Source organism: Micromonospora alfalfae, from assembly GCF_022230925.1.
Classification (GTDB): Bacteria; Actinomycetota; Actinomycetes; order Mycobacteriales; family Micromonosporaceae; genus Micromonospora; species Micromonospora alfalfae.
In genome coordinates, this window is the sequence record NZ_JAKKFH010000011.1 from 86,387 (window position 1) to 112,628 (window position 26,242).

Here is a 26,242-nt window from a genome sequence, read left to right on the forward strand (position 1 = left end):
CCGAACAGCTCGCCGCGTTGTTCCGGGGATTTTCCGGAACTTGTTGACGCGTTGGAATTCTCGCTGTAATACTTCGATCCATTGGGGTCAATGCGATCGGCTTCGTTGCGGTTTCCGCTCCACCTACCCACTTGTCCACACCTGTCCGGACTGCGCAGGCCCGCACGCAGGGGCACGTCCGGGCCTGCGCGAAGGGGCACCAGATGAGCAGGCTCTTCCCCCGCACGGCCCTGTGGTCCAGGCGGTTGCGCGCGGCGCTCGCCGTCCTCGCCACCGCCGTCGCCATGTGCGGCGTCGTCCTCGCCGCCACCTCCACCCCGTCGAGCGCCGCCACCTGCAACGGCTACGTCGGGCTCACCTTCGACGACGGTCCGACCGGCAGCACCAGCACACTGCTGAACGTGCTGCGCGCCAACGGCGTACGGGCCACCATGTTCAACGTCGGGCAGAACGTCCAGAACAACCGGTCGGCGGCGCAGGCACAGGTGGCCGCCGGCATGTGGGTGGCCAACCACAGCTGGAACCACGCCCACATGACCTCGATGAGTCAGGCTCAGATGCAGTCGGACCTCTCCCAGACCAGCTCGGCGATCCAGTCGGCCACCGGCAGCCGGCCGGTGCTGTTCCGGCCGCCGTACGGCGAGACCAACTCCACGTTGCAGTCCGTCGCGTCGTCACTGGGCATGCGCCAGGTGATCTGGGACGTGGACTCCCAGGACTGGAACGGCGCCAGCGTCAGTCAGATCGTGGCCAACGCGAGCCGACTCCAAGCCGGTCAGGTCATCCTGATGCACGACGGGATCCAGAACACCCGCGACGCCATCCCCCAGATCATGGCCAACCTGACCAGCCGCAACCTGTGCCCCGGCATGATCTCGCCGTCCACCGGCCGCGCTGTCGCGCCCGACGGCACCACCCCGCCGCCCACCACCACCCCGCCGCCCGCCGGCGGCACCTGCACCGCGACCGCCACGACCCCCAACGTCTGGGGCGACCGGTACAACACGTCGGTGACGGTCAGCGGCGCCAGCACATGGACGGTGGTCGTGGCCATCACCTCGCCGCAACGGGTCAGCACCATCTGGAACGGCACCGCCACCTGGGACAGCAGCGGCACCGTCATGACCATGCGGTCCAACGGCAGCGGCAACACCTTCGGCTTCACCACGATGACCAACGGAAACAGCAGCGCCCGCCCACAGATTCGCTCCTGCACCTCGGGTTGACATCGCCCAGGTTGAGTCGTGCGCGGTGGGTGCGCCCGGCACCCACCGCGCACCCTGGCGACCCGGCGCGCGGACCAGCAGCCACTAGCCTGCACTGATGCGACACACCCTCACGCCCGGGGACGACAGCCTGCACGGCCACTTCTCCCCCGACTTCCCGCCGGTGCTCACCATCGACCCCGGCGACACCGTCACCTATCGCACCCTGGACTGCTGGTGGTCCGCCGGCCCGTACCCGGGCGGGCCGAACCGGGACCGGCCCCGGGTCGCACAGCACCGGCCCGACCACGGACACGCGTTGATCGGTCCGGTCGCGGTCCGCGGTGCGCGCGCCGGCCAGACCCTCGCGGTACGCATCGACGAGGTCGCCCCGGCCAGTTGGGGAACCACGGTGGCCGGCGGCTGGCCGAGTGGGTTCAACAAACACTACGGCGTACAGGACCAACAGGTGGTGCACGCCTGGGCGCTGGACCCGGTGACGATGACCGGCCGCAACCAGCACGGCCACACGATCGCGCTGCGGCCCTTCATGGGAGTGCTCGGCATGCCACCCGCGGAGCCGGGGCTTCACTCGACGACCCCACCGCGCCCCTGGGGCGGCAACCTGGACTGTCGGGACCTCACCGCCGGCAGCACCCTCCTGCTGCCGATCCCCGTGGACGACGCGCTGTTCTCGGTCGGGGACGGGCACGCCGCGCAGGGTGACGGCGAGGTCGGCGGCACCGCGATCGAGTGTCCGATGGACGAGGTGACGTTGACCTTCGACGTGCGCGACGACTTTCCGGTCACCGGCCCGGTGGCCCGTACCCCCGACGCATGGTTGACCCTGGGCGTCGGCGCCTCGCTCGACGACGCCACGTTCACCGCGCTGGACTCGATGCTGACACTGATGCAGCGGCTGCACGGCCTCAGCCGCTCGGACGCGGTGGCGTTGGCCAGCATCGCCGTCGACGTGCGGGTGACGCAGATCGTCAACCAGAGCGTCGGCGCGCACGCGGTGCTCCGTGACGACGCGCTGCGCTGGCCGGACGCCGATTCTGTCGGGGGGCACCGTTAGCGTGTGCTCACTGTCGCCGCGGCGGCCGGATCTCGCCGCTCGCTGACCCCTCGGAGGCCCCATGTCCCAGGAGACGACCTACCTCGAACTGTCCGAAGTGGACGGTGCGCACAAATTCTACGAGGTCATCGTCGACAACGCCACGCTGACTGTGCGCTACGGCCGGATCGGCGACCAGGGGCAGGTCAAGGCCAGTGCCTATCCGGACAACACCCGGGCCCGGGCCGCCGCGGCGAAGAAGATCGGTGAGAAGGTCCGCAAGGGCTACGCGCCGGCGGTCCCCGGCGTCCGCCAGAAGCGCACCGTGTCGCGGCGGCAGATCGTGAGCACCCGCTCCACCGCCCACACCGCCCCGGTGCTCTGGCGCTACGACTCCGGCGCCCCCGCCTTCGGCATCTTCGTCGACGGGCGGCACTGCATGGTCGGCAACGAGCACGGAGTCATCACCACGCTCGACCACGACGCCCAGGTGCGCAGCCAGGTCCGCCTTCCCGACGGGGTGAAGTGCATAGTCGCCGACGACGCCTGGATCTACGCCGGCTGCGACGACGGCAACGTCTACGACCTGTCCGGCAAGGTGCCCCGGGTGGCGTACGCCATCGCGCCGGAGATCGACATCTACTGGCTGGACATCCACGACGGCGTCCTCGGCGTCTCCGACGCCGACGGCGGGATCACCGCCGTCGACCACGAGGACGAGTTCCTGTGGCGTCGCCCCGGGCGGGGGCGTTCGGCCTGGATGGTGCGGTGCGACGACGACGCCATCTACCACGGCCACTCGCAGGGAGTGACCGGCTACGAGTGGCGTACCGGCAGCGAACTGTGGCACACCACCACCGGTTCGGTGCTCTTCGGCTGGCAGGAGCACGGCAGTGTGTTCGCCGGCACCAGCAGCCGCCAGGTGGTGCGGCTGTCCAAGTCGGGCCACCCCGAACGCACCTACCTGTGCGACGCCCCGGTCTTCTCCTGCGCCACCGCCGAGGGCGGCGAGTACGTCTTCGCCGGTGACAGCCAGTCCTCGATCTACTGCTTCGACGCGGCGGGCACCCGGCTGTGGAAGCTCGGCACCGGCTGCGGCTCGGCGTACTCCATGCAGTACCACGACGACCGGCTCTACGTGGTGACCACCGGCGGCCATCTGGCCTGCATCGACGCGAGCGAGCCGGCGATCCGCGCGGCGCAGGCCGGGAACGTGCCCCAGGTACGCGACATCAAGGCCCCTCGCCAGGCACCCCAGCAGGCGCAACCGACGATCGTCGAGGTGACCAGCGATTCGGGCGCGGGCGTGGTCGTGCAGTGCCTGGACGATCGGGGGCGGCTGCGGGTTCAGGTGCTCTCCGACGGCTACCGGCGCGACTGGTCGGTGCAGTTCCCCAAGGGGATTCGCGAGCCGGGCGCCCGCTACCTGGTGACCGAGGTGCGCGAGTCCAGCCGCGGTGGTTACTACCGCGCGTACGGCGACATCCGCCGGCTGCGCTGAGCGGCGAGCGCACCGCCTCGCCACCGAGGGGTCCCCGGTCGCGCCCGTCAGTGTCGTAGGGTGCCGCCATGGCGCACCCCGTCCGGGCCAACGGCGACGCCAGCAGGGCCTGGTGGGCTGCACCGCCGACGGGGCGAGTGAGTCACCTGCCGGGCATCGACCCGGAGCTGCTGCGGGTGGCACTCGACCCGTTACCACCGGCAGCGCCCGCGATCGTGCACTACCGGCCCACCGTGGCACTCCCCCTCGGTGACCTCGTGGACACCCTGCTCGACCAACTGGACACCGCGGCCCTGGCGATGTTCCCTCGCTGGCTGACGGGGGCCGACCATGTCGACGGCGAGGGCACACTCGGCGTGGCGGCGGTTCGGGCACTCGCGGCCCGTACCGCCGCCCGCTCCCGGCACTTCGGCCCGTTCCTGGCCGATCTCGCCGAGCGAGGGCTGCGCGGCCCGCACCGCCCCGGCGGCCGGTCCCGCTTCGCCCCGGGGGTACGCGCCGCTGGGCTCGCCCGGGTGATCGCCGACGCGTACGACCGGGAAGGTTGCGTACTCGTCGTGGCTCTGCCCGACCTGGACGCCGACGCCGAGCGGACGCTGGTGGCCGCCGCCGAGTGGCTGGTGCGGCACGGTGGCTTCACTGTGTGGTTGACCGGCGGACCGTTGCGCCACGCCGACCGGGTGCGCTCGGTGCCGATGCCGGTGCCGGCGCGATTCGCCGAGCTGGCCGGCCCGACCGATCGGATTGCGGCCATCGCCGCCGAGCCGGAGTCGACGGTGCTGGCCTGGCCGCCGATCGCTGGCGTGCCCCGCTCGGACAGCGCCGCCGAGCAGGCCCTGGAACGCGCGCTCGCGCCGCACGACTGGGCGCGCGGCCGGCGGTGGAACCAGACCTACGAGTGGCACGTCCTGGCCACGGCGTACCGTCTGGATCTGTTTTGGCCCGCGGAGGGTCTTGCGGTCGAGGTGGACGGCCCGGAGCATCGTGGGCGAATCGCTTTCGCCAACGATCGGCGGAGAGACGTCCAGCTGCAACTCCTCGGGCTGGACGTGCTCCGCTTCACCAACGAGCAGGTGCTCACCGACGCGCCGGCGGTGGTCGACGGGATCCGTCGGCTGCTGGCCCGGCGGCGCACGGGCGGCACGCACCCCCACGGAGATGAGACATCATGACGAGCCCGGCGGACGTCCCGCACCTGACGCCGAACCAGATCAACGCCCTCGTGGTGCTGATGGTCGAGGCACGCCGACTCACAAACGTCGAGCTGAAAGAGCTGGCCGGTTTCACGCTGACCGGCAAGGACAACACGAAACTCGTCGACCTGGGCCTGGTCGACACCGATCGGACGCACCGGCCCTTCGCTCACGAGCTGACCGACGAGGGCTGGCGGGTGGCACGTCAGCTGCACACCGCCGCGCCGCCGAAGCAGGGCGGCTCGACGACCCGGTCCCTGTTCGTCGTCCTGTCCAACCTGCACCGTTCGCTGGACCGGCTCCGGGTCAGCCACGGCGATTTCTTCAAGCAGACCGAGGCAACGGCCCCGGCGACCAGCGAGCCGGGACACGAAGCGCCGGCACCCACTGCGACAGCGACGACGGGGGCACCGGCGGCGGCACCGGTGTCAGCGGTGGAGGTGGAGGCGCTGGTTCGCTCGGCGTACCGGGATCTGGCCACCGCGCCGGGCGCATGGGTCGGCCTCGCCGACGTCCGCGACCGGCTCGCCGACACCGACCGGGCCGCCCTCGACGCGGCGTTGCGGGCGATGGTCGGCCGAGAGGACGTCCGCATCATCCCGGTGGCGAACACCAAGTCACTGACCGCACGGGACCGGGCTGCGGCCGTCCGGATCGGGAACGAGGACAACCACGCCCTGGCGATCGGCCCGGCATGATCTCGGAGGACCAGCGGGCCGCGCTGGAAGCGGTCAGTCTCAACCCGGCGGTCACCCCGGACGACGTCTGGCGACCCAGCCCGCACAACGTGCCGGAGCTGCACGAGAAGGTGGCCGCGGAGATTCTGCGCGGGGTGGCGCGGGCCCGCACCGACGACACGAGCATGCCGCTCGGCGTGGCCATGCAGGGCCGCGCGGGCGCCGGCAAGACGCACCTGCTCGGGGCGGTCCGAGAACGGATCCAGGGCGACGGCGGCTACTTCTTCCTCGTCGACATGGTCAGTGGCAAGACGTTCTGGGAGAGCGTGGCCCTGGCCCTGGTGGAGGGGATGGGCCGCCCCCACGTCGGCTGGGGCACCCAGTTGAAGACGTTCCTGCGCCGACTCACCCCCCAGCTCGGTCTGCCGGTGGAGGTTCGCGACGCGGTCGCCGGCACCCGACCGGTGACCCGTGCGCAGCTCGACACCTTCATCTGGGCGCTGCGCGAGCGCGATCGGGAGGTCGGGCGGGACGCCCAGGACACCGCCCGGGCGCTCGTCCTGCACGGCGCCATCGACTTCGAGGCACAGGACGTCGGTTACGCCCACCTGATCTCCGAAGCCGGTGACCCGGCCGCACGGGCGGCGTGGGGGTTGAGCGCCGCGATCCGCACCCCCCAGCAGGTCGTGCAGGACATCTCCCGGCTGATGGCCCTGACCCTGGACCCCACTGTCATCGCCGTGGACCAGCTCGACACGCTGTTCGCCCAGACCAGCACCTCACTGCTCAACCAGCATCAGGGTCTGGAGGACGGCCAGGCCAGGGTGCTCGGCCCGATCGCCGACGGCCTGCTCAAGCTGCGCGACATCACCCGCCGCACGCTTGTCGTCGTCTCGTGCCTGCCGGACACCTGGGTGCTGATGAGCCGCAGCGCGCCCACCCCGGTCGCTGACCGCTTCCGTACGGCGACCCTGCCGGACCGGATCCCCACCCCGGAGATCGGGCAGGCGATCGTGGCGAAGCGCCTCTCCGCCGCGTTCGCGGGCATGTTCTTCGGGCCACCGCACCCCACCTGGCCGATCGCCCCCGCCGCCTTCGCCGACGCACCCACCCTGACGCCACGCGCCCTGCTCCGCCGGGTGGACCGCCACATCGCCTGGTGCCGTGACCGCGACGACGTGATCGAGCTGGATCGGCTCATCGACGGCGCCGACTCGACGCCGACCGTCAGCACCGCCCGGGGCGCCGCCGCCGATCCGACGACTGACGAGCGCCGCCTGCACGAGTTGGACGCACGGTTCGCCGAGCTGGTCGAGGCCGCCGACGTGTCGGCCGCAGTCGACCCGAAGAGCGAGGACGAGCACATGCCGCCGCTGCTCGCCGCCGGCCTGGCCGCTTGGATCGCCGAGCAGGCGCCGACCGGCGCCACCTACAAGTACGATCCGCCGCCCGGCCGCAAGCCGGCGCTGCACGGGCGGCTCATCGAGGTGCTCGACGAGGCCACCGAGAACGAGGCGCACTGGTGCTTCCGGGCCGTCGCGCACCCCAATGCCGTCGCCGTCACCGCCCGGGTCAAGGCCGCCTGCACCCTCACGGGATTGGACCGGGACCTGCCACAACGGCGGCTGATCCTGCTGCGCAACGGTCCGTGGCCCACCGGGAAGCGTACGACCGAGGTGTTGACAGGCTTCGACGCGGCCGGCGGCCTGCGGTGTGCGGTGCCGGAGGCGGACCTGCGGGTCTTCGCGGCGCTGCGGGTGATGGCGGCCGAACCGTCCACTGCCTTGCAGGAGTGGCTGGTGGCCCGTCGTCCGGCCAGCGGCACCGAGCTGTTCCGCGCGGTCCTGCCTGGGCCCGACGGCACCCGCGGCGGTGACCAGCCGCCGACGCCCGACGACGAGCCACCGTCGGGCGGCAGCGAATCCGACCCGACGAACGCGCCGGCCGCCGACGTCCCCGCCGACGTGTCGACCGGTGCGGCAGCCGAGCCCGTACCCGCTGATCCGGCCGACCCCGCGGTCGGCGGGGGCGGTCGGGCCGTCGGGCTGGGACGGACCGTCGACGGCGGTCACCCCTTCACGGTTCCCCTGGAGTCGCTGCGCCGCCACGCCGTCGTGTTCGCCGGGTCCGGCTCGGGCAAGACCGTGCTGATCCGCCGGCTGGTCGAGGAGTGCGCCCGCGAGGGGGTCTCCGCGATCGTGCTCGACCCCAACAACGACCTCGCCCGGCTCGGCGACCCGTGGCCCGACCCGCCGGGCGGCTGGGGCCCCGGTGACGCCGAACGCGCCGCCGACTACCTCGCGCACACCGAGGTGGTGGTGTGGACGCCCCGGGTCACCGCCGGTCGGCCGTTGAGCTTCCAGCCACTGCCTGACTTCACCTCACTGCGGGACTGGCCCGACGAGTTCGACCAGGCCGTCCGCTCCGCCGTGGAGGCGCTCGCGCCACGGGCGGGCGTGGACCGCTCCAGCCGGCTCGCCCAGCAGGGCAAGGCCGTCCTCACCGAGGCCCTCCAGGCGTACGCGCGCAGTGGGATGGTCGGCCTGCCCGGCTTCACCGAGTTCCTCACCGATCTGCCCGAGGGGGTCAGTCGGCTGGCCCGCGCCGGGAAGCTCGCTGAGGAGTTGGCCGAGGCGCTCAAGGCGGCGATGGTCACCGATCCGCTCTTCGGTGGGGTCGGCGCGCCCGCCGACCCAGGGCTGCTGCTGACGCCGTCGGCGGGGCGGCGGGCCCGGGTGTCGGTGATCAGTTTCGTCGGCCTCACCTCCGACCAGGAGCGACAGAGCTTCGTCAACCAGTTGCAGATGGCGCTCTTCGCCTGGATCAAGCGGCACCCCGCCGGTGACCGACCGCTGGGCGGGTTGTTCGTGATGGACGAGGCGCAGACGCTCGCGCCGTCGACCGGCACCACCGCCTGCACGGCCAGCTCGATCGCGTTGGCCTCGCAGGCCCGCAAGTACGGGCTCGGGCTGGTCTTCGCCACCCAGGCGCCAAAGGGTCTGCACAACCAGATCTCCGGCAACGCGACGACGCAGTTCTTCGGGCTGCTCAACGCGCCGGCACAGATCGACGCGGCCCGGCAGCTCGCCGAGGCCAAGGGCGGACGGCTGCCGGACATCGGCCTGCTCAACAGCGGCGAGTTCTACGCCGCCGGGGAGGGGTTCTCGTTCGTGAAGGTCCGAACCCCGCTGTGCCTGACGCACCACCCGAAAGCGCCGTTGACCCCCGAGGAGGTTGTCGCCCGCGCCCGCCCGGCTGGGTAGCCTGGGGTCATGATCTTCATTACCGCCAAGTTCCGGATCCTGGCCGAGCACGCCGACCGGTGGCCGCAGATCGCCGCCGAGTTCACCGAGGCGACCCGGGCCGAGCCGGGCTGCCTGTGGTTCGACTGGTCCCGCAGCGTGGACGATCCCACCGAATACGTGCTGGTCGAGGCGTTCCGCGACGACCAGGCCGGCGGAGCCCACGTCCAGTCCGCGCACTTCCGCACGGCTCAGGAGACCCTGCCGCAGTACCTGGCCGAAACGCCGCGGATCGTGAACGCCACGGTGCCGCAGGAGGACTGGTCGTTGCTCGGCGAGATGGCCGTTCCCGAGGGTCGCTGAGCGCCACCGGTCAGCGGTCCAGGACAGTCGTCTAGGCAGCCGGTCCACGAGCCGCCGTCGACGCAGCCGGTCCGCCGTTCGCTACCCGCCGTCAGCGCAGCTGGCGGGCGGTGAACCGGGCCGGCGGGTCGGCGATCACGTCCTGCGCCGCGATCAGCTGGATCTCCCGCGTGCCGGCCGCGAGAGTGGCCTCGAGCACGGCGTAGACAGAGGCGATGGTGCGTTCCAGCGCGGTAGCGGGTGAGCCGGTCGTCCACAGGTGGGCGAGGTACAGCGCCGCTGTGACGTCGCCCCCACCGTTCGGGTTGATCGGCAGCAGCGGCGTGGTCACCGCCCAGGCGCCCTCGTCGGAGACCGCCACCACCTCCAGCGAGTCCGGAGGCAGGTCGCCGTGGAGCACGCTGGTCACCAGGACGTGCCGAGGCCCGGTCGCACGCACGACGTCGACCGCGTCCAGCACCTCGGCCAGCGAGTTCGTGGTGCGACCGGCGAGGAAGTCCAGCTCGAAGTGGTTCGGCGTGATGATGTCCGCACGGGGCACGACGGTGTCCCGTAGGTACTCCGGAATCCCCGGCCGGACGAACATGCCCCGGCCGGCGTCGCCCATCACCGGGTCGCAGCAGTACACCGCGGCCGGGTTGGTCGCCTTCACCGTCGCCACCGCGTCCAGGATCACCGCGCCCATGGCGGGGTCGCCCTGGTAGCCGGAGAGCACCGCGTCGGCGCTGCCGAGGACCCCGCGGTCCTCGATTCCGGCGATCACCTCCGCCACGTCCGCCGCCGGGAGCATCGGGCCCCGCCACGCGCCGTACCCGGTGTGGTTGGAGAAGTGCACAGTCAGGACCGGCCAGACCTCGTGCCCGAGGCGTTGCAGCGGAAAGGCCGCAGCCGAGTTGCCGACGTGACCGTAGGCGACCGACGACTGGATGGACAGGATCTTCACCGGCCCATCATCGCCGCTACGGCCGGCGGCGCAGCGACGGCCCGCCGACACTGTCGGGTGGCCCACTCGTCGCCCAGGCGGCGGACGCCACTGACGGGCGACCCGGACCGTGTCGTCCGGGCCGCCCGAGCGGTGGCGGGGCGACCAACGCGCTGGGTGGCCGTCCCCGTCGTACGGTCAGCCGCCGAGGCTCGCCGCGGCCGAGGCGATCGATGAGGCGAAGTAGCTCACCTGGGTGTAGACACCCGGGTAGTTGGGCCGGGCGCAGCCGTTGCCCCAGCTGACGATGCCGACCTGGATCCAGGCGTTGGAGGCGTCGCGACGGAACATCGGGCCGCCCGAGTCACCCTGGCAGGTGTCGGTGCCGCCGCTGGCATAGCCGGCGCAGATCTCCTGCGCGGGGATGAGATCCCCGCCGTAGTTGGCGTTGCAGGTGGAGTCGCTGACGAACGGCACGTTCGCCTTGAGCAGGTAGCGCTGCTGGCCGCCACCCTCCCGGGCGGCGCCCCAACCAGCCACTGTGAAGGTGCCGCTGTCGTACGCGGTGGTGCTGGCGATCGGCAGCGTGCTCAGCCCGGTGACGGGGCTGGCCAGCCGGATCAGCGCCCAGTCGCGGCCGGCGCCGTTGTAGCCGGGGGCACGGTAGACGTAGTTGGACCGGACGGTGATCCGGCTGGACGACTGGAGGTCGACAGTCCCGAGCGTCGCGGTGATGCTGGTGTTGGTGCCGGTAGCGCCCACGCAGTGCGCCGCGGTGAGCACCAGCCGGGCGCTGTACAGCGCCCCGCCGCAGCCCATCGAGAGACGCACCATGAACGGGAACTCGCCCTGAGCGGCGCGGGTGCCGCCGACGACGTTCGGCGTCATGGGGCTGTCGGCCGCGGCGGCCGGCGCGGTGAGGGTGAGGCTGGCCGCGGTCACCGCGGCCAACGCGGTGGCCAGCAGGCCAGTGAGGGTACGCCAGCGAACCATGCATTCCTCCGCATCAGGATGGCACGCCTCGTGAGCGCACCGCAGTCGAGATAGCGGTCATCATATTGAGGATTATGGATCTAGTGGGTCATCCTCTCTGGGTCGTACCACCGGCGGTATGGATCTCGCGCGGCGCGTGGGCGACCGGCGGTCAGGCGTCCGGCGTGCCGGTGCTCTCCCGGCGGAGAAGCCGGAACGGGGTCTGCACGGTCAGCGGCCCCGCGACCTCCGTGCCCTCGATGCGCGCGACGAGGCGACGCACCGCGACACGGCCGATCTCCCTCTTGTCCGGGGCGATGGTGGTGAGGGTCGGGGCAGTGAACCGCCCCTCCTCGATGTCGTCGATCCCGACCACCGCGACGTCCTCGGGCACCCGGTGACCGGCCTCGGCCAGCGCCCGCAGCGCGCCGATGGCGACCAGGTCGTTGTAACCGAACACCGCGTCCGGCGGGTCACCGAGGGCGAGCAGGTCACGCATGGCACGCATGCCGTCGAGCCGGCCGAACGCCTCGGTGCCGGCGACCAGCAGTGGTCGGTACGGCAGGCCGGCGGCCGCCAGGGCCTCCCGGTAACCCCGGACCCGCAGATGGGCCGACTGCCGGTCACCTCCCGGGGTGGCGCCGATGAACGCTATCCGGCGACGGCCGATCGCCACGAGATGTTGGATCGCCGCGTGACTGGCGGCGACGTTGTCGATGGCGATGTGGTCGTGTGGCACGTCGTAGACGCCCTCGCCGATCAGCACGAGCGGGCTGCCGGCCGTCCGGGCCAGCACCTCCTCCCGGCCGATGCGCACCGGGCTGAGGATCAGGCCGTCGATGATGCGCTGTCGGGAGCCGTCGAGGAGCGCCAGCTCCGCCTCCCGGTCCGCGGCGGTGTTCTCCATGACCAGCGTGTAGCCGAGCGCGGCGGCCTCGGAGATGGCGATCTCGGCGAGCTCGGCGAAGTACGGGTTGGTCAGTTCCGGGATGGCCAGGGCGATCAGGCCGGTACGGCCCCGGCGGAGGTGGCGGGCGCCGAGGTTGGGGCTGTAGCCGAGTTCGTCGATCGCCTGCTGCACCCGTTGTCGGGTCCGCTCCCCCACCGGCCGGTACCCGTTCACCACGTTCGAGACGGTGGCCAGCGAGACACCGGCGCGCTGGGCGATGTCCTTCAGGTTGACGACCATCCCCAGCCTTTCGGGAATTCGACCGGCGGGTCGACCGGGCATTGATGAACAAGCATTGACGGGAGGGTCGGCGCGGCTCTATAACGTTATACAGGTGATGATGGATGTCAATATGCCGGTCACCGTTGGCGCGTGGAGATCCCACCGACATCCGTCGCTGACGCCCGTCCCTCGTCAATGACCACCCGATGCCCACCACCCACGCGCTTCGGGCCTGGCTGCACCGCCCGCGGCGTCTCGTCCCCCGGAGACGGCATGACACGTCACGTCCCCATCCGCCCCGCCCTACCTCTGCTGCTCGCCATCGCCCTGGTCGTCGGCGTTCTCGCCGCGCCCGCCTCACCGGCGTACGCCGCACCGGCCAAGACGCCGCCACTGAGCACCCCCTGGACCAGCCAGGCGCTGACCGGCACACCACTGCCGGAGTACCCGCGACCCCAGATGACGCGGCCGGACTGGCTCAACCTCAACGGCGAGTGGCAACTACGCCAGTCGACGACCGACGACGCCCCGCAGTTCGGCACCAACCTGCCCGAGCGGGTCAACGTGCCCTTCCCGGTGGAGAGCGCCCTGTCCGGCATCCAACGGGCCGCCAACGACAACCGCAACTACCTGTTCTATCGACGGACCGTCACCATCCCGGCGAACTGGTCGGGTCGGCGCACCCTGCTGCACTTCGGCGCCGTCGACTGGCAGAGCACCGTCTGGGTCAACGGTGTCCGCGTCGGCGCGCACACCGGCGGCTACGACGCCTTCACATTCGACGTGACGCCCCAGCTCACCACCGGGACGAACGAGATCGTCGTCAAGGTCTGGGATCCCACCGACAGCCGGCAGAACGGCAGCCTGCCCGCCATCGGCAAGCAGACCAAGACACCTGGCGGGATCTTCTACACCCCCAGCTCGGGCATCTGGCAGACGGTGTGGATGGAGCCGGTGCCCGCCGCGTCGATCAGCAGCGTGGACGTCTACCCGAACCTGAGCAACAACACTGTGCGGGTCCGGGTCTTCACCAGGGGCGACGTGAGCGGCCACAGCGTGCTCGCCGAGACGCTGAACGGCACCACAGTGGTGGGCTCGGCCACCGGCGGCTTCACCGACTTCAGCGTGCCGGTGCCCAACGCCCGCCGCTGGTCACCCGACGACCCGTTCCTCTACAACCTCTGGGTGACGCTGCGCGGCGCATCCGGCGCCACAGTGGACCGGACCACGCACTACTTCGGCATGCGGGAGATCACCACCGGCCTGGTCAACGGGGTGCTGCGCCCCAAGCTCAACGGCCAGTTCGTGTTCCAGGTCGGCACCCTCGACCAGGGCTACTGGCCGGACGGGCTCTACACCGCGCCCACCGACGCCGCCCTCGCCTTCGACCTGCAGAAACACAAGGACCTGGGCTTCAACATGGTGCGCAAGCACATCAAGGTCGAGCCGCAGCGCTGGTTCTACCACGCCGACCGGCTCGGCCTGCTGGTCTGGCAGGACATCCCGTCGCTGACCGCACAGGACGTCGACCCCACCGATGCCCAGCAGGCGCAGTTCGAGGCCGAGGCACGCGAGATCGTCGACGAGCACCGCAGCTCACCCGCCGTGATCGCGTACACGCCCTACAACGAGGGCTGGGGCGAGCGGTCCCTCGCCGACACCCGGCGGGTCGCACAGAACATCAAGAACCAGGACCCGACACGTCTGGTCAACCCGCACAGCGGCCACAACTGCTGCCAGTCCCTCGGCAACCCCGGCAACGGCGACATCGACGACTGGCATGTCTACCTCGGCCCGGACTCGCCCGTACCGTCGAGCAGCCGGATCGCGGTGCTCGGTGAGTTCGGCGGCCTGGGCCTGCACACCCCGGGCCACGAGTACAGCCCGAACGGCAGCTTCTTCGCGTACGAGTGGCAGTCCAGTTCGAACGCCCTCACCGACCGGTACGTGGGGCTGGTGCAGGGCACCCAGAACCTGATGCTCGGCAAGGGGCTCAGCGCCTCGATCTACACCGAGATCACCGACCTGGAAGGTGAGCTGAACGGGTTCCTCACCTACGACCGACAGGTGATCAAGATGGACCAGGCGCGGGTACGCGCCGCCAACACCGCCCTGATCAACGCCTCGAAGGCCATCGGCAGCTCGGCACCCGTCGCCCTGCCGGTCAACACCCGCCGGTCGTTGCGGGTGACCACGCCCGGCTTCACCAACCGCTACCTACGCCACCAGGACAGCCTGGCCTACACGGAGGTGGTCGACGCCGCGAGTTCCAGCCTGCTCAAGGCCGATGCCACGTACGCGATCCGGCCGGGCCTGGCCGGATCGGGTTGCTACTCGTTCGAGTCTGTCAACTTTCCCGGGCAGTACCTGCGCCACCAGAACTCCCGGGTCCGCAACTCGCCCGACGACGGCTCCGCGCTGCTGCGCGCCGACGCCACCTGGTGCGCCCGCACCGGGCTGACCGGCACCGGCGTGTCGCTGGAGTCGTACAACTTCAGAGGTAGGTTCCTGCGGCACTACAACGCGGAGGTCTGGCTCAGCAACGGCGCCGGCGGAGACGCGTACAACACGCCGACGTCGTGGACGGCCGACAGCACCTGGAGCATCGCCGCCCCGTGGGCACCGTGACCGCTGTGCGCTGAGCGCACCGTCAGGACAAGAAGAAGCGCGGGGGTTCCGGTGTGGCCGGAACCCCCGCGACGCGTGGGCGGTGTCGCGGGCCGCCTCCGCCCGCCCGGGGCTCGGCCCCTCCCAGTCGGCGCTGACGCCTTCCGTCGCGGTCGATGACCGGACTCCGGCGTCACTCGTCGCCTCGGGGGTCGTTTCCCCGGTCATGAGCGAGAGCGGCGCGTTGATTGCACAGTTCGGCCAGGTCGACTTCACGGCAAGGACCGAGCCGCAACTTGCATATGGCCAGGTTCGCTCGGCTGTTGCAACACGCAATTATGCCGACCAATAAATAGACAAGAATCAATCTTGACTTGTACGGCCGGTCAGCGCACCGTAAAAAGCCAGAGGCAGATGCACGCCATTATCGGCCCGGCTGAAGTGGATCGCCAAATGGGGGCGCTGCCGGTTCCGCGCCGGGCGCATCAGGAGGCTTTCATGCGGTTGAATCCGTTCGCTGGAGTCTATCTCACCGATCCGGCAAGCATGTGGCGACGCATTCTCGACCATCCCGACGGGGCGCACTACGCCGAGGATCTGGGCCTGTGGTTGATCAGCCGGCACGCAGATGTCCGGCGGGCCCTCGCCGACGCCACGACATTCGCCAACGCCCTCACCCTCGCCCCGGTCTACGAGGTGTGCCCACCGGCACTGAACGTCATCATGCAGATCGACGCGCCACCCACGACGGCCGCCGCCGATCCACCGACGCACCCGCGCACCCGGCGGGCCCTGCGGGCGACCTTCGCGAACACCGCCGAGCGGGTCGAGGCCGAGTACGGGGCGATCATCCGACGCCGGGTCGACCAGTTGGTGTCCCGTCTCGCCGCCCGTCACGGCGATCAGGTCGACCTGATCCCGGAGCTCGCGACCGAACTTCCTCTGCTGGTGGTCCTGGACATCCTCGGGGTGCCCGACGCCGACATCGGACGGATCCGGAGTTGGGCGGACGGCCAGATCGCCCTCGTCTGGGGGCAGCCGGACCCGGCCGAGCAGGTACGCCTGGCGCAGGGTCTGCTGGAGTTCTGGCACTACTGCGAGGACCTGGTCCGCCAGCGGGTGGACAGTGGACACCGGGGCGAGGACTTCATCAGCCGCGCCCTGGACTACCGGGACGACGACGACAGCGTGCTCACGGTGCCCGAGGTGGCGAGCCTTGCCTTCAACCTCCTGGTCGCGGGCCACGAGACCACCGCCGGGTTGCTCGCGCACGCCCTCGACCAGGCCCTGTCCGCTCCCCAACGCTGGTCGGCGATCACCGCGAACCCGCGGCTCCTCCCCGCCTTCGTGAGCGAGACGCTCCGGTTCGCGCCCGCCATCGACGGCTGGCTGCGCGTGACCACCCGTGATGTCACAGTGGGGGCGGCGACGATCCCCGCCGGGGCGCGTTGCCTGCTGTTGATCGGTGCGGCGAACCGGGACCCGGCGGCGTTCCATGACCCGGACCGGTTCGACCCGCACCGGGCCGATGTGGGCAATCACCTGTCGTTCGGTCACGGTCCCCATTTCTGCATCGGTGCGGGATTGGCGCGACTTGAGGCCGGAATCGCCCTCAGCCGGCTCGCCGAAGCCATTCCCGGGCTGAGGTTGGCACCGGAGCAACATCGCTCGTACAAACCCAATGTCGCGTTTCGTGCGCACGGCACGCTGCTCGCGATAATCGACGTCACGGCGCCCGCGGACGTGCCGGCGGCACGCGACGGGGCGACGGCCGAAGTGCACGCGGCCTGAGTGGGCACGGGTGCCAGCGGTGCTGACCTGCTGACGGGTCGACTGTGGGTGGGCCGGCCTCGACAGGTCCCCACCCGGCGCGCCTCAGCGCCAGCACCGGGTCCGGCGAGGACCTTTCCCGCTTTCGCCGACGATCCATGCCGGTGAACGTCTTCACACCCATCACGTCCTGGGTTAAGAATTGCCCTCTGTGAATGTTCAACTCATCGGCCAATCTCGATCTGGCGTCCGCCGCTGAATGTCCGTTCCACGAAGGTGAGCGCATGGAGCACACGTCCCCGTCGAGCTCGGCTCACTCTGCCGCCAGTCAGCGGTTCCGACGGGAGTTGCGCGACTGCCGCGTCCAACGGGGTCTGACCCAACGAGCCCTGGCGGACCTGGTGCGGTTCAGCCGGGAGACGGTCGCGGCGGTCGAGTCAGGTCGCCGGTTCGGCAGTCACGAGTTCGCACTGCGCTGCGATGACGTGCTCGGCACCGGCGGCCGGCTGGCCGCGCTGTGGCCACGGGTCGCGGCCGAGCAGTTGGCGGCCGACGGTCGCCGAGGCCCCCGCGCGGCGGAACCAGCTCCACTGGATCGGCAGGTGCCGCGACAGCGTGGACGGCGGGACGCGCGCGACCCGGGCGCCGTGGTGGACGCGATCGACGAGCTGCGCGAGTTGATCGGCCAGGTGCTCAACGGTCAACCCGAACCGGATCAACCGGAGCGGCGGCACCCGTCGGTGGAACCCCTCGACAACCAGCGCTGACCCGGCGAATCCAGCTCGATCGCACGGCGTCACCGGTCGCTGACGTTGGGTACAGATGCTGGTACGGGCAGTTTGTACCACGGCCAGGTCTGGTCTACGAGCGCGGCTTCCGGCCGAATGGGACTTGCATTCGGCAACGTGCGGATAGACCGTCATCGACGAGTCGTGGGAGTCAATCTTGGCGTCGAGCACCCGGTCCCACGCGGCCAGACCCTACCCGACCCGGCGACGCGGCTGGAAGATAGCCGGCCGGATGCGCCTCATCGTCGTGGCCCCACTCGTCGCCGTGATCGGCTTCGCCGGTCTCGCGCTGACCGAGAGCGCACGCCAGACCGCCCGCGCCAGCGACCTGCAGATCCTGGCGCAGGTCGGTGCCGAGGCCGGCGACCTGGCCTACCGCCTGCAACGCGAACGCATCGCCGCCGCCGACCTGCTCACCTATGCCCGGCCGGAGCAGCAGGACACCTTCGGCGCGGAGATGGCCGCCACCGATGACGCCGTCGCCCGCTACCGCGGGCAGCGTGACCGACTGTCCACCGACAACGGCGCCGGGTCGGCACTCCTGCGGCGCATCGACGCGGCTCTGAACGGCCTCGCCCCGCTGCGCACCCAGGTGCGCACCGCCACGCACGCGTCGGTGTCGGCGATGACCTTCAGCTACCGCATCGCGATCGCCGATCTCATCAACTTCCGGGAGAACGTCTCACACGGCGTGGTGGACGCCCCACTCGCCGACGGGATCCGAGCCTCCGCGGCGCTGTCGAAGACCGCCGAGGCCATCGGCCAGCAACAGGTGGCCGTGCTACGCGCCGTCGCGGGCGGCGAACTGACCCCGGCCATGCAGCAGGACATCACAGCGGCCCGCACCAGCTACACCGAGTCGAGCCTGTCGTTTTTGGCCCTCGCCCCAGCCGAGTGGGGCATCTGGTGGGAGCAGGCCGGCACCGGCAAGGAGGCGCTGACCCTGCAACGGATGCAGGACGAGGTGTCCCGGGCTCAGCCGGGAGCGCAGCTGAAACTGGAGACCGACGCCTGGGTGTCCACCACCCAGACGCGCGCCGCCCGGCTGGCCGACCTGCGCGCCCGGGTCGACGACGCGGTCCGCGACGACGTTCGGGCCGCGCACGCCGACCAGCGCCGCAGGGCCGTGGCCGAGGCAGCCAGCGTCCTCCTGGCCCTGATCCTGACCGCGTTGGTGACCTGGGCCGTCGCACGGCAGATCACCCGACGGCTGCGCCGGCTACGGGACGCCGCCAACGCCGTTGCCTTCGAACAGCTTCCCGCCGTGGTGGCCCAACTCCAACAGCCCGGCAGCGCCGCCGTCGACCCACAGAAGCTTGCCCAACAGCAGTCCAGCGCGCCGCCCTCGAACCGTCCAGCGACGACGAGATAGGCGAGCTGGGGCAGGCGTTCAGCGCCGTGCACCAGGCCGCCGTGCGGACCGCCGCCGAACAGGCGGTCATGCGCGCCAACACCGCCGACATCTTCATCCACCTGAGCCGCCGCGAACAGCGACTGGTCGACGCGGTCCTGGCCCAGGTCGACCTGGTCGAGCGGGACGAAACCGACCCCGACCGGCTCGACCAGCTGTACACACTCGACAACCTGGCGACCCGGATGGGCCGGATCAACGCCAGCCTGCTGGTGCTCGGCGGTGTCGGCGTGGGTCGCGTACGCCAGCGCGACGTTCCCCTGCAACAGGTGCTCCAGGCAGCGCTGTCCCAGATCGAGCACTACGCACGGGTCCGACTCGGCATGATCGACGGGGACGTCGCGGTGGCCGCCAAGACCGTCGACGAGGTCGTGCACCTGCTCGCCGAACTCATGGACAACGCCACCACGTACTCGCCGCCGGGCAGCGAGACCTGGGTGAGCGGCCGGAGCCTGGGAGACCGCGTCATCGTCCAGATCAGCGACGAGGGTGTGGGGCTGTCCACGCAACGGATGCAGCAGCTCAACGAACTGCTGGCCCACCCACCGGCCATCGACGTGGCCGCCGTACGGGCGATGGGCCTGGTCGTCGTGGGTCAGCTCGCGGCCCGGCTGGGCGCCACAGTCCAACTGCGACGCGGCCCCCGACGCGGCATCCTCGCCGAGGCGACACTGCCCGCGGCGATCATCCGGTCGCTGCCACCGGAGGAGTACCTGCTCGCGCCCGGCAGGCTGTCGCGGCGGGCAGCGCGGACGCCCAGCCCGCCGCCGTACCAGCCGCGCCCCGAGCCCACCGCCGGTCGCCGACCGACCGAACGGACCCTGCCGGCCGCGCCGGTCTTCCGACCGGCTCCCCCACCCCCTGACCGGGGTGACGCGCCCACCGAGGAGCTGCTCATCTTCGAACAGGTCAACCACTGGTTCCAGAACGACGTCGTCGACGGCCAGAACGGCCAGCAGTGGTCCAGCCCTGCCGACGACGCCTGGCGTACGGCCGCTCAGGCGCACACCCCCGAGGTCGCCACGACCACGAACTCCGGCCTGCCCAAACGCCAGCCGCAACGGCACCTCGTGCCCGGCGGTGTGACAGTGCCCCAGCAGCAGCAACGGTCCGAGTACCGCGACCCGGCCCAGGTGGCGACGGCGATGGCCGCGTACGCGCGGGGCGTGGCGAACCGACGGCGCACCCCGATCAACCTCGGTAACAAATGACGCGACAGGAGAGCACGTGACCGACCAACAGGATCTCGGCTGGCTGCTGGACAACTTCGCCGCGCGCGCGACCGAGGTCAGCCACGCGATCGCCATTTCCAGCGACGGCCTGATGGTGGCCGCCACCCGCGACCTGCCACCGGACCGGGCCGACCAGTTGGCCGCCACGGGCAGCGGGCTGGTCAGCCTGCTGCGGGGGGCGGCGGCCTTCTTCGACGCCGGCGCGGTGATCTCCAACGTCACCCAGCTCGAGGGCGGGTTCATGTTCTCCATGGCCTTCAACGACGGCGCATCGCTGCTGGTGCTCGCCGCGCCCGAGTGCGACGTGGGCAAGGTCTCCTACGAGATGACCGAGCTGGCCAACCGCATCGGGGACGCGCTGACCCCCGCTGCCCGGGCGGCGCTCGCCCGCAGCCGCTGACCACCCCGGCGCCCCCACGCCGGAGACCCCTTTCCCCTTCCTCTGGAGTTAGACATGCCTCTCACCACGCCTTGGCGCAGCCGTGCCCTCACCGCCGCGCTGCTCGCCGCCGTGCTGACCACCAGCACGGCCTGCGGCGACGACGCTCCGGGCACGAGCGCCGGCGGCTCGATAAAGATCGGCCTGCTCGCGTCGCTGTCCGGGACGTACCAGGCGGTCGGCACGGAGATCCGCGACGGCTTCCAGCTCTACCTGGACACCCACGACGGCAAGTTGGGCGGCCGGCAGGTGGACCTCGTCGTCGCGGACGAGGGCAACGGCGCGCAGACCGCTGTCCCGGCCGCGACCAAGCTGCTCAAGCAGGACCGGGTGTCCGCACTGACCGGCATCGTCGGTGGCGGCTCGGTCGCCGGCGTCACCCCGGTGCTCAACGAGACCAAGGTGCCACTGGTCGGCTCCAACGGCAGGCCGGAACTCAAGGACGTCTCCCGGGTCTGGCACACCTCGTACCTCTCCGACGAGCCCGGGGCGGCGATCGCCCAGCACGTCCGCGACAACGTGAAGGGCTCGGTGTACGCGATCGGCCCGGACTACCAGGGCGGTTGGGACGAGCTGCGCGGCTTCACCGACGCGTTCGGCAAGATCGGCGGGAAGCTCGCGAACGCCGACGGCAAGACGACCTTCACGCCGTTCCCCGCCACCACCAACTTCCTCCCGTACTTCGCCCGCATCAAGGCCTCCGGCGCGGCGGCCGTCTACACCTTCTACGCCGGCAGCGCCGCTGTCGACTTCGTGAAGCAGTACGCGCAGTCCGAGATCAAGGACATCCCGTTGTACGCGGCCGGGTTCCTCACCGAGGGCGGCGTGCTCAACGCGCAGGGCGAGGCCGCCCGCGACATCTACTCGGTGCTCAACTACTCGCCCGACCTGGACAATGCGGAGAACCGCGCCTTCGTGGCCGCGTGGAAGGCGAAGCACGACGGTTCGCCGACGACCTACGCGCTGGCCTCGTACGACGCGGCGGCGGTGCTGGACCGGGCGATCGGCGCCGCCGGAAGCGACCCGACCCCCGAGGCCATCAACACCGCCATCGGCCAACTCGGCCAGATCGCCAGCCCACGCGGCACCTGGCAGTTCTCCACCACCACGCACTCCCCGGTGCAGAAGTGGTACCTGCGGCAGGTCCGCCAGGACGGCCGGGCGCTGTCCAACACCGTCGTGGGTGACCTCGCGACCGTCGGCCGGTGATAGCTGTGGCGGCCGGCACGAACCGGATCGACCCGTACCTGATCCCGGCGTTGGACGGAGTCGCCTACGGGCTGCTCGTCTTCGTCGCCGCGTCGGGCCTGGTCTTCTGTTTCGGCGTCGCCAACATCCTCAACCTGGCGCACGGCCTGCTCTACGCGATCGGCGGGTACACCGCCGCGGCGCTGCTCGACGGCGGCTGGGCGAGCCTGGCGTTGGCCCTCGCCGTCGGGGTGCTGGCCGCCGCCACGACGGGGGTGCTCCTGGCCGGCCTGCTCACACCGGTCGCCGCCGGCAATCACCTGAGTCAGGCGCTGTTGACGTTCGGGGTGGCGCTGGCCGGCGGCAGCCTGCTCGTCGCCGGCTTCGGGCCCGACAACCCGCAGGTCCAGGTGCCCGCGGCCCTGGAGGGGTCGGTGACGGTCGCCGGTCACCGCTACGCCGCGTACCGGTTGGTGTTCATCGTCGTCGCCGCCGTGCTCGCCGTCGCCCTCTACCTGGTGGTGCGACGCACCAGGGCCGGGATGCTGGTCCGGGCGGCCGTCGACGACCCGGAGATGGTCGCCTGTCTGGGCGTGAGTCCGGCACGGATCCGGGCCGGTGTGCTCGCCGCCGCCGGTGCGCTGGCCGGCGCGGCCGGGGTCCTGGGCGCGCCCATCATCGGCCCCGGCACCGGCACCGCCGACACGGTGCTGCTGCTCTCCCTGGTGGTGGTCGTCCTCGGTGGTCTCGGGTCGATGGCGGGCACCCTGCTGGCCGCGCTCGCGATCGGCGAGATCCAGACGCTGGGAGTGGCGCTGCTGCCGTCCGCCGCGCCGTTCCTGCTGTTCGCCGCCATGGCGGCCGTGCTGGCCGTGCGGGCGCGCGGCCTGGCCGGCAGGTGGAGGACGGCATGAGAGGCGAGGTGATCCGGCGGGTTCGGGGCGGCATCGCGGCGCTGGTCCTGGTCGGCCTGGTCGTGGCGCCCTGGATGGTCGACGACTACACCACGGCGATCCTCGCCCGGACGCTGGCGCTGGCACTGGTCGGGGTGAGCGTGGCCCTGCTCACCGGCGTCGCCGGCATGCCCACCCTCGGCCAGACCGCACCGTACGCGGCCGGCGCCTACGCGTGCGCCGTGGTCGGCAGCCGGGTCTCCGACGTCGGCGTCGTGCAGCTCGTCGTCGCGGCGGCCGCAGGGGCCCTGCTGGCCGCGCTCACAGTGCCGCTCGTCGTGCACGCCCGAGGGGTGATCGTCCTGATGATCACCCTGGCCATCGGTGAACTCGTCGTCATCGTCCTGGGGCGGTGGCGGTCGGTGACCGGTGGCACGGACGGGCTGGCCGGCATCCCAGCGATCCGCCCGTTCTGGGGGCTCCCGGCCCTGGCCAACGATCAGGCCCGCTACCTGTACGCCCTGGCCGTCGTGGCCACGCTGGTCGGCGCGGTGCTGGTGCTGCTGCGTACCCGGGCCGGGCTGGTGCTGCGTGCCGGCCGCGACGACGAGACGCGGCTGCGGGCCAGCGGACACCGGGTGGCGCTGCACCTGTCCGGCGCGCACATCGCCGCCGGGGCGATCGCCGGTGCCGCCGGCTCGCTCCTGGTCGTCGCCCAGCAGTACATCTCCCCCGCCGACTTCGGCTTCGACACGTCCGCGCTGCTGCTGCTCGGTGTCGTCATCGGTGGCACCGCCTCGGTGGGTGGCGCCCTGGTGGGTGCGGCGTTGGTCATCGCCGTCCGGGACTGGCTGTTCGGGGTGCTGCCCGGCCACGCGCCACTGGTGCTGGGCGCGCTGTTCGTGGCGACTGTCTACCTGCTGCCCACCGGCGTCGACCGGGCCCGGGGTCGGCTTCGCCCGCCGGGCGTCCCGCCGCTGCGGCCGGACCAGCCAGCCGCCCCTGATCAGGCCACCGTTGCGGAGCTGCACCGATGACCGGCCTGTTGGAAGCCCAGCAGATCAGCGTGCGGTACGGCTCGCTCGCCGCGCTCGACGGTGTGGACCTGTGCATCCACGACGGCCAGCGGCACGCGTTGATCGGCCCGAACGGGGCCGGCAAGACGACCCTGCTCAACGTGCTCGGCGGGTCCACCAGGCCGCAACGCGGCACGGTGCGGTTCGACGGACGGGACGTCGGTCGACTCGGCCCGGCAGCCCGGGCCCGGCGGGGCATCAACCGCATCCACCAACGACCCGCGGTCTTTCCGACGCTCACCGCGACGGAGAACGTCGTGGTGGCCGCGCTGCCACGGATCATCCCGCGCCGCCGGTGGTGGCCGGGCGGACGCCGACGCGCCGCGCAACGCCTGGCCGGTCCGCTGCTGGATCAGATGGGGCTCACCGCCGTCGCGGCGGTGCCCGCCGGGCACCTCGCGCACGGGCAACGACGCCAGTTGGAGATCGCGATGGCCCTGGCCGGTCGCCCCCGCCTACTGCTCCTCGACGAACCGGCGGCCGGGCTGTCCGCCGTCGAGGTCGGCCGGCTGGTCGAGTTGCTCCAGGCGCTGCCCCGGGCGGTCGCCGTGTTGCTGGTCGAACACCGACTGGACCTGGTGTACGCCCTCTCCGACACCGTCACCGTGCTGCGCGACGGTCAGACGTTGGCCGCCGGCACACCTGACGAGATCCGTACCTCGCCGCTGGTGCGGCAGGCCTACGCCGACGGGGTGGCCTGATGCTCACTGTGGATCGTCTCTGCGCTGGCTACGGCGGGGGAATCGTCCTGCACGAGGTCAGCCTGCGGGTACGCCCGGGCAGCATCCAGGCCGTGGTGGGCCGCAACGGGGCGGGCAAGAGCACACTCGTGCACACCATCGCCGGGCTGGTGCGGGCGTCCAGCGGTCGCGTCGAGATCGGCGGTGTGCACGTCGCCGGCCGGCAACCGCATCGCATCGCCCAGTCCGGCGTCGGTCTCGTCCCGCAGGGCCGACGGGTCTTCTCCCGGTTGACGGTGGCCGAGCACCTGCACCTGGCGGCCGCGCCGTGGCGGGCCCCCACCTCCGGCGGCGAGGGCTGGACGGTGGCCCGGACCCTGGAACTGCTGCCGAGGCTGGCGGTGCGGCTGCGACACCGCGGCTGCGAACTCTCCGGCGGTGAGCAGCAGATGCTGGCGATAGCCCGCGCGCTGCTCGGCCAACCCCGGGTGCTGCTGCTCGACGAACCATGTGAGGGCCTCTCGCCCGATCTGGCGGCGCGGGTCCGCGAACTCGTCAACGGTCTCGCCGCCGACGGCCTGACCGTGCTGCTCGTGGAGCAGCAACTCCAGCACGCCATCGAGCTCGCGGACCGGGTGGCGGTGCTGGAGTACGGCCGGGTGGTGTACGACCGGCCGACAGCGGAGGCCCGCCGCGATCCGGCCCCACTGGCGGCGATGTTGAGCGTCGCCGCCGTCGCGCCGCCCCCGGCCAACCGACCGACCCCTCGGCTCTGGGCCGACACCCCGTAGTCACCCGACCCTTCATGGAGAGGTAGACACCGATGACAACCGCTACGAGCGATGACACGTACACGTTCGACAACGGCGCACCGGACGCCGTGCCCCAGATGCACGCGCTGGAGTCCTTCCTGGATCCGATCACGACGCGTCGGCTGGCCCGCCCGGTGCTGGAGCCGGGCGCCACCTGCTGGGAGGTCGGGGCCGGTGGCGGCTCGATGGCCCGGCGGATGGCCCGTGCTGTCGGCGACGACGGCCACGTGCTGGCCACCGACATCGACCCCACCCACCTCGTGGCCGAGGGCAACCTGCACGTACGCCAGCACGACGTGCGCACCGAACCGCCACCGGGGGACGCGTTCGACCTGATCCACGCCCGGCTGGTGCTGCTGCACCTCCCCGATCGACGACGGGTCCTGCGCACGCTCACCGGCGCGCTCAGGCCCGGCGGGTGGCTGGTGGTCGAGGAGTTCGACTGCACAGCGCCACAGCGGGTGCTGACCGCGCCCAGCGACGACGCCGCGAAGCTCTTCGCGCAGGTCATGGACGCCATGATGGGTGTCCTGGAGGACCACGGCGCCGACCTGGGCTGGGCGCAGGACGTACACACCGAGATGGCCCTCGCCGGACTGACCGACCTGGACACCATCACGCACTCGCAGAGCTGGGCCGGCGGGTCCACCGGAACGTCGCTCTACGAGACCAACTCCCGCCAGTTGGAGCCGGACCTGCTGGCGGCCGGGCTGTCGTCCCAGCAACTGCACGCCTTCCGGCGGCTGCTCGGTGACCCCGGATTCGCCGTCATGTCGTACCACTTCGTCTCCACGCGAGGCCGCCTACCGAGCTGAGCAGGTGGACCACCGCGCGGAGCGCGGTCACGCCGCCCGTACCTCTCCCGCCGCAGCACCTCCCCCCGCTGCGCTCCGGACAGCTCTACGACGGCGTCGATCGCACCGGCCGGGCTCCCTCGCGAGGGAGCCCGGCCGGCCCATGTCCGCGCCCGAGCCCGAGCCCGCGCAAGCGCCCGCGCCCGCGCCCGCGCCCGCCGATCTTGCACTTTCGGTCGCCGATTCGCG

The 26,242-nt window shown here is 71.4% G+C and carries 22 protein-coding genes; 19 read left to right on the top strand and 3 right to left on the bottom strand.

Translation table 11 applies throughout. The features are described from left to right. The first annotated feature begins 203 nt into the window (after window positions 1-203). From MED01_RS11190 to MED01_RS11220, 7 genes are all read left to right on the top strand, one after another. Window positions 204-1,226, top strand: coding sequence for a polysaccharide deacetylase family protein (locus tag MED01_RS11190; protein ID WP_238668443.1), 1,023 nt, complete (start codon window positions 204-206; stop codon window positions 1,224-1,226). A gap of 97 nt (window positions 1,227-1,323) precedes the next feature. Next, complete coding sequence (locus tag MED01_RS11195; protein WP_238668444.1) at window positions 1,324-2,283, top strand: acetamidase/formamidase family protein; 960 nt, start codon at window positions 1,324-1,326, stop codon at window positions 2,281-2,283. A 61-nt stretch (window positions 2,284-2,344) separates the two neighbouring features. After that, the gene (locus MED01_RS11200) at window positions 2,345-3,763 is read left to right on the top strand and encodes a WGR domain-containing protein (RefSeq protein ID WP_238668445.1); all 1,419 of its coding nucleotides are present in this window, start codon (window positions 2,345-2,347) and stop codon (window positions 3,761-3,763) included. A gap of 68 nt (window positions 3,764-3,831) precedes the next feature. After that, window positions 3,832-4,935, top strand: coding sequence for an endonuclease domain-containing protein (locus MED01_RS11205; RefSeq protein ID WP_238668446.1), 1,104 nt, complete (start codon window positions 3,832-3,834; stop codon window positions 4,933-4,935). After that, window positions 4,932-5,654 carry a hypothetical protein gene (locus MED01_RS11210; RefSeq protein WP_238668447.1) on the top strand — a complete coding sequence of 241 codons (723 nt, stop codon included), beginning with the start codon at window positions 4,932-4,934 and terminating at the stop codon, window positions 5,652-5,654. The genes MED01_RS11205 and MED01_RS11210 overlap by 4 nt, the downstream gene beginning before the upstream one ends. Continuing rightward, on the top strand, window positions 5,651-8,896 hold the full coding sequence (locus MED01_RS11215) for a helicase HerA domain-containing protein (RefSeq protein WP_238668448.1): 3,246 nt from the start codon (window positions 5,651-5,653) through the stop codon (window positions 8,894-8,896). Before MED01_RS11210 ends, MED01_RS11215 begins: the two co-directional genes overlap by 4 nt. A gap of 9 nt (window positions 8,897-8,905) precedes the next feature. Next, a complete protein-coding gene (locus MED01_RS11220) occupies window positions 8,906-9,238 on the top strand; it encodes a putative quinol monooxygenase (protein ID WP_238668449.1) in 333 nt (110 codons plus the stop codon). Window positions 9,239-9,329: 91 nt separating this feature from the next. Here the strand turns inward: MED01_RS11220 and pdxY are convergent, their stop codons facing one another. The 3 genes from pdxY to MED01_RS11235 all read right to left on the bottom strand — a co-directional run bounded on the left by pdxY (window position 9,330) and on the right by MED01_RS11235 (window position 12,321). Next, entirely contained in the window at window positions 9,330-10,181 is an 852-nt protein-coding gene (pdxY, locus tag MED01_RS11225; RefSeq protein ID WP_091406844.1) for a pyridoxal kinase PdxY, read from the bottom strand. 177 nt (window positions 10,182-10,358) lie between these two features. Continuing rightward, window positions 10,359-11,153, bottom strand: a complete 795-nt coding sequence (locus MED01_RS11230) for a S1 family peptidase (RefSeq protein ID WP_238668450.1) — start codon at window positions 11,151-11,153, stop codon at window positions 10,359-10,361. Between the two features lie 151 nt (window positions 11,154-11,304). Next, window positions 11,305-12,321, bottom strand: coding sequence for a LacI family DNA-binding transcriptional regulator (locus tag MED01_RS11235; RefSeq protein ID WP_238668451.1), 1,017 nt, complete (start codon window positions 12,319-12,321; stop codon window positions 11,305-11,307). Between the two features lie 255 nt (window positions 12,322-12,576). On the opposite strand from MED01_RS11235, the gene MED01_RS11240 reads away from it, so the two are divergent. The 12 genes from MED01_RS11240 to MED01_RS11295 all read left to right on the top strand — a co-directional run bounded on the left by MED01_RS11240 (window position 12,577) and on the right by MED01_RS11295 (window position 26,014). Next, the gene (locus tag MED01_RS11240) at window positions 12,577-14,931 is read left to right on the top strand and encodes an AbfB domain-containing protein (protein WP_238668452.1); all 2,355 of its coding nucleotides are present in this window, start codon (window positions 12,577-12,579) and stop codon (window positions 14,929-14,931) included. Window positions 14,932-15,279: 348 nt separating this feature from the next. Continuing rightward, window positions 15,280-16,701, top strand: a complete 1,422-nt coding sequence (locus tag MED01_RS11245) for a cytochrome P450 (protein WP_238668453.1) — start codon at window positions 15,280-15,282, stop codon at window positions 16,699-16,701. A 263-nt stretch (window positions 16,702-16,964) separates the two neighbouring features. Continuing rightward, complete coding sequence (locus MED01_RS11250; protein WP_238668454.1) at window positions 16,965-17,447, top strand: helix-turn-helix transcriptional regulator; 483 nt, start codon at window positions 16,965-16,967, stop codon at window positions 17,445-17,447. Between the two features lie 253 nt (window positions 17,448-17,700). Beyond that, a complete protein-coding gene (locus MED01_RS11255) occupies window positions 17,701-18,840 on the top strand; it encodes a nitrate- and nitrite sensing domain-containing protein (protein WP_238668455.1) in 1,140 nt (379 codons plus the stop codon). Window positions 18,841-18,866: 26 nt separating this feature from the next. After that, complete coding sequence (locus MED01_RS11260) at window positions 18,867-20,090, top strand: sensor histidine kinase (protein ID WP_238668456.1); 1,224 nt, start codon at window positions 18,867-18,869, stop codon at window positions 20,088-20,090. A gap of 16 nt (window positions 20,091-20,106) precedes the next feature. Next, entirely contained in the window at window positions 20,107-20,511 is a 405-nt protein-coding gene (locus MED01_RS11265; protein WP_030490280.1) for a roadblock/LC7 domain-containing protein, read from the top strand. 54 nt (window positions 20,512-20,565) lie between these two features. Next, window positions 20,566-21,759, top strand: coding sequence for an ABC transporter substrate-binding protein (locus MED01_RS11270; RefSeq protein ID WP_238668457.1), 1,194 nt, complete (start codon window positions 20,566-20,568; stop codon window positions 21,757-21,759). Further along, entirely contained in the window at window positions 21,756-22,652 is an 897-nt protein-coding gene (locus MED01_RS11275) for a branched-chain amino acid ABC transporter permease (protein ID WP_238668458.1), read from the top strand. The genes MED01_RS11270 and MED01_RS11275 overlap by 4 nt, the downstream gene beginning before the upstream one ends. Then, window positions 22,649-23,668 carry a branched-chain amino acid ABC transporter permease gene (locus tag MED01_RS11280; protein WP_238668459.1) on the top strand — a complete coding sequence of 340 codons (1,020 nt, stop codon included), beginning with the start codon at window positions 22,649-22,651 and terminating at the stop codon, window positions 23,666-23,668. The genes MED01_RS11275 and MED01_RS11280 overlap by 4 nt, the downstream gene beginning before the upstream one ends. Then, a complete protein-coding gene (locus MED01_RS11285) occupies window positions 23,665-24,408 on the top strand; it encodes an ABC transporter ATP-binding protein (protein ID WP_238668460.1) in 744 nt (247 codons plus the stop codon). Before MED01_RS11280 ends, MED01_RS11285 begins: the two co-directional genes overlap by 4 nt. Beyond that, entirely contained in the window at window positions 24,408-25,178 is a 771-nt protein-coding gene (locus tag MED01_RS11290) for an ABC transporter ATP-binding protein (RefSeq protein ID WP_238668461.1), read from the top strand. The genes MED01_RS11285 and MED01_RS11290 overlap by 1 nt, the downstream gene beginning before the upstream one ends. A gap of 32 nt (window positions 25,179-25,210) precedes the next feature. After that, window positions 25,211-26,014, top strand: coding sequence for a class I SAM-dependent methyltransferase (locus MED01_RS11295; RefSeq protein ID WP_238668462.1), 804 nt, complete (start codon window positions 25,211-25,213; stop codon window positions 26,012-26,014). Window positions 26,015-26,242: the final 228 nt, after the last annotated feature.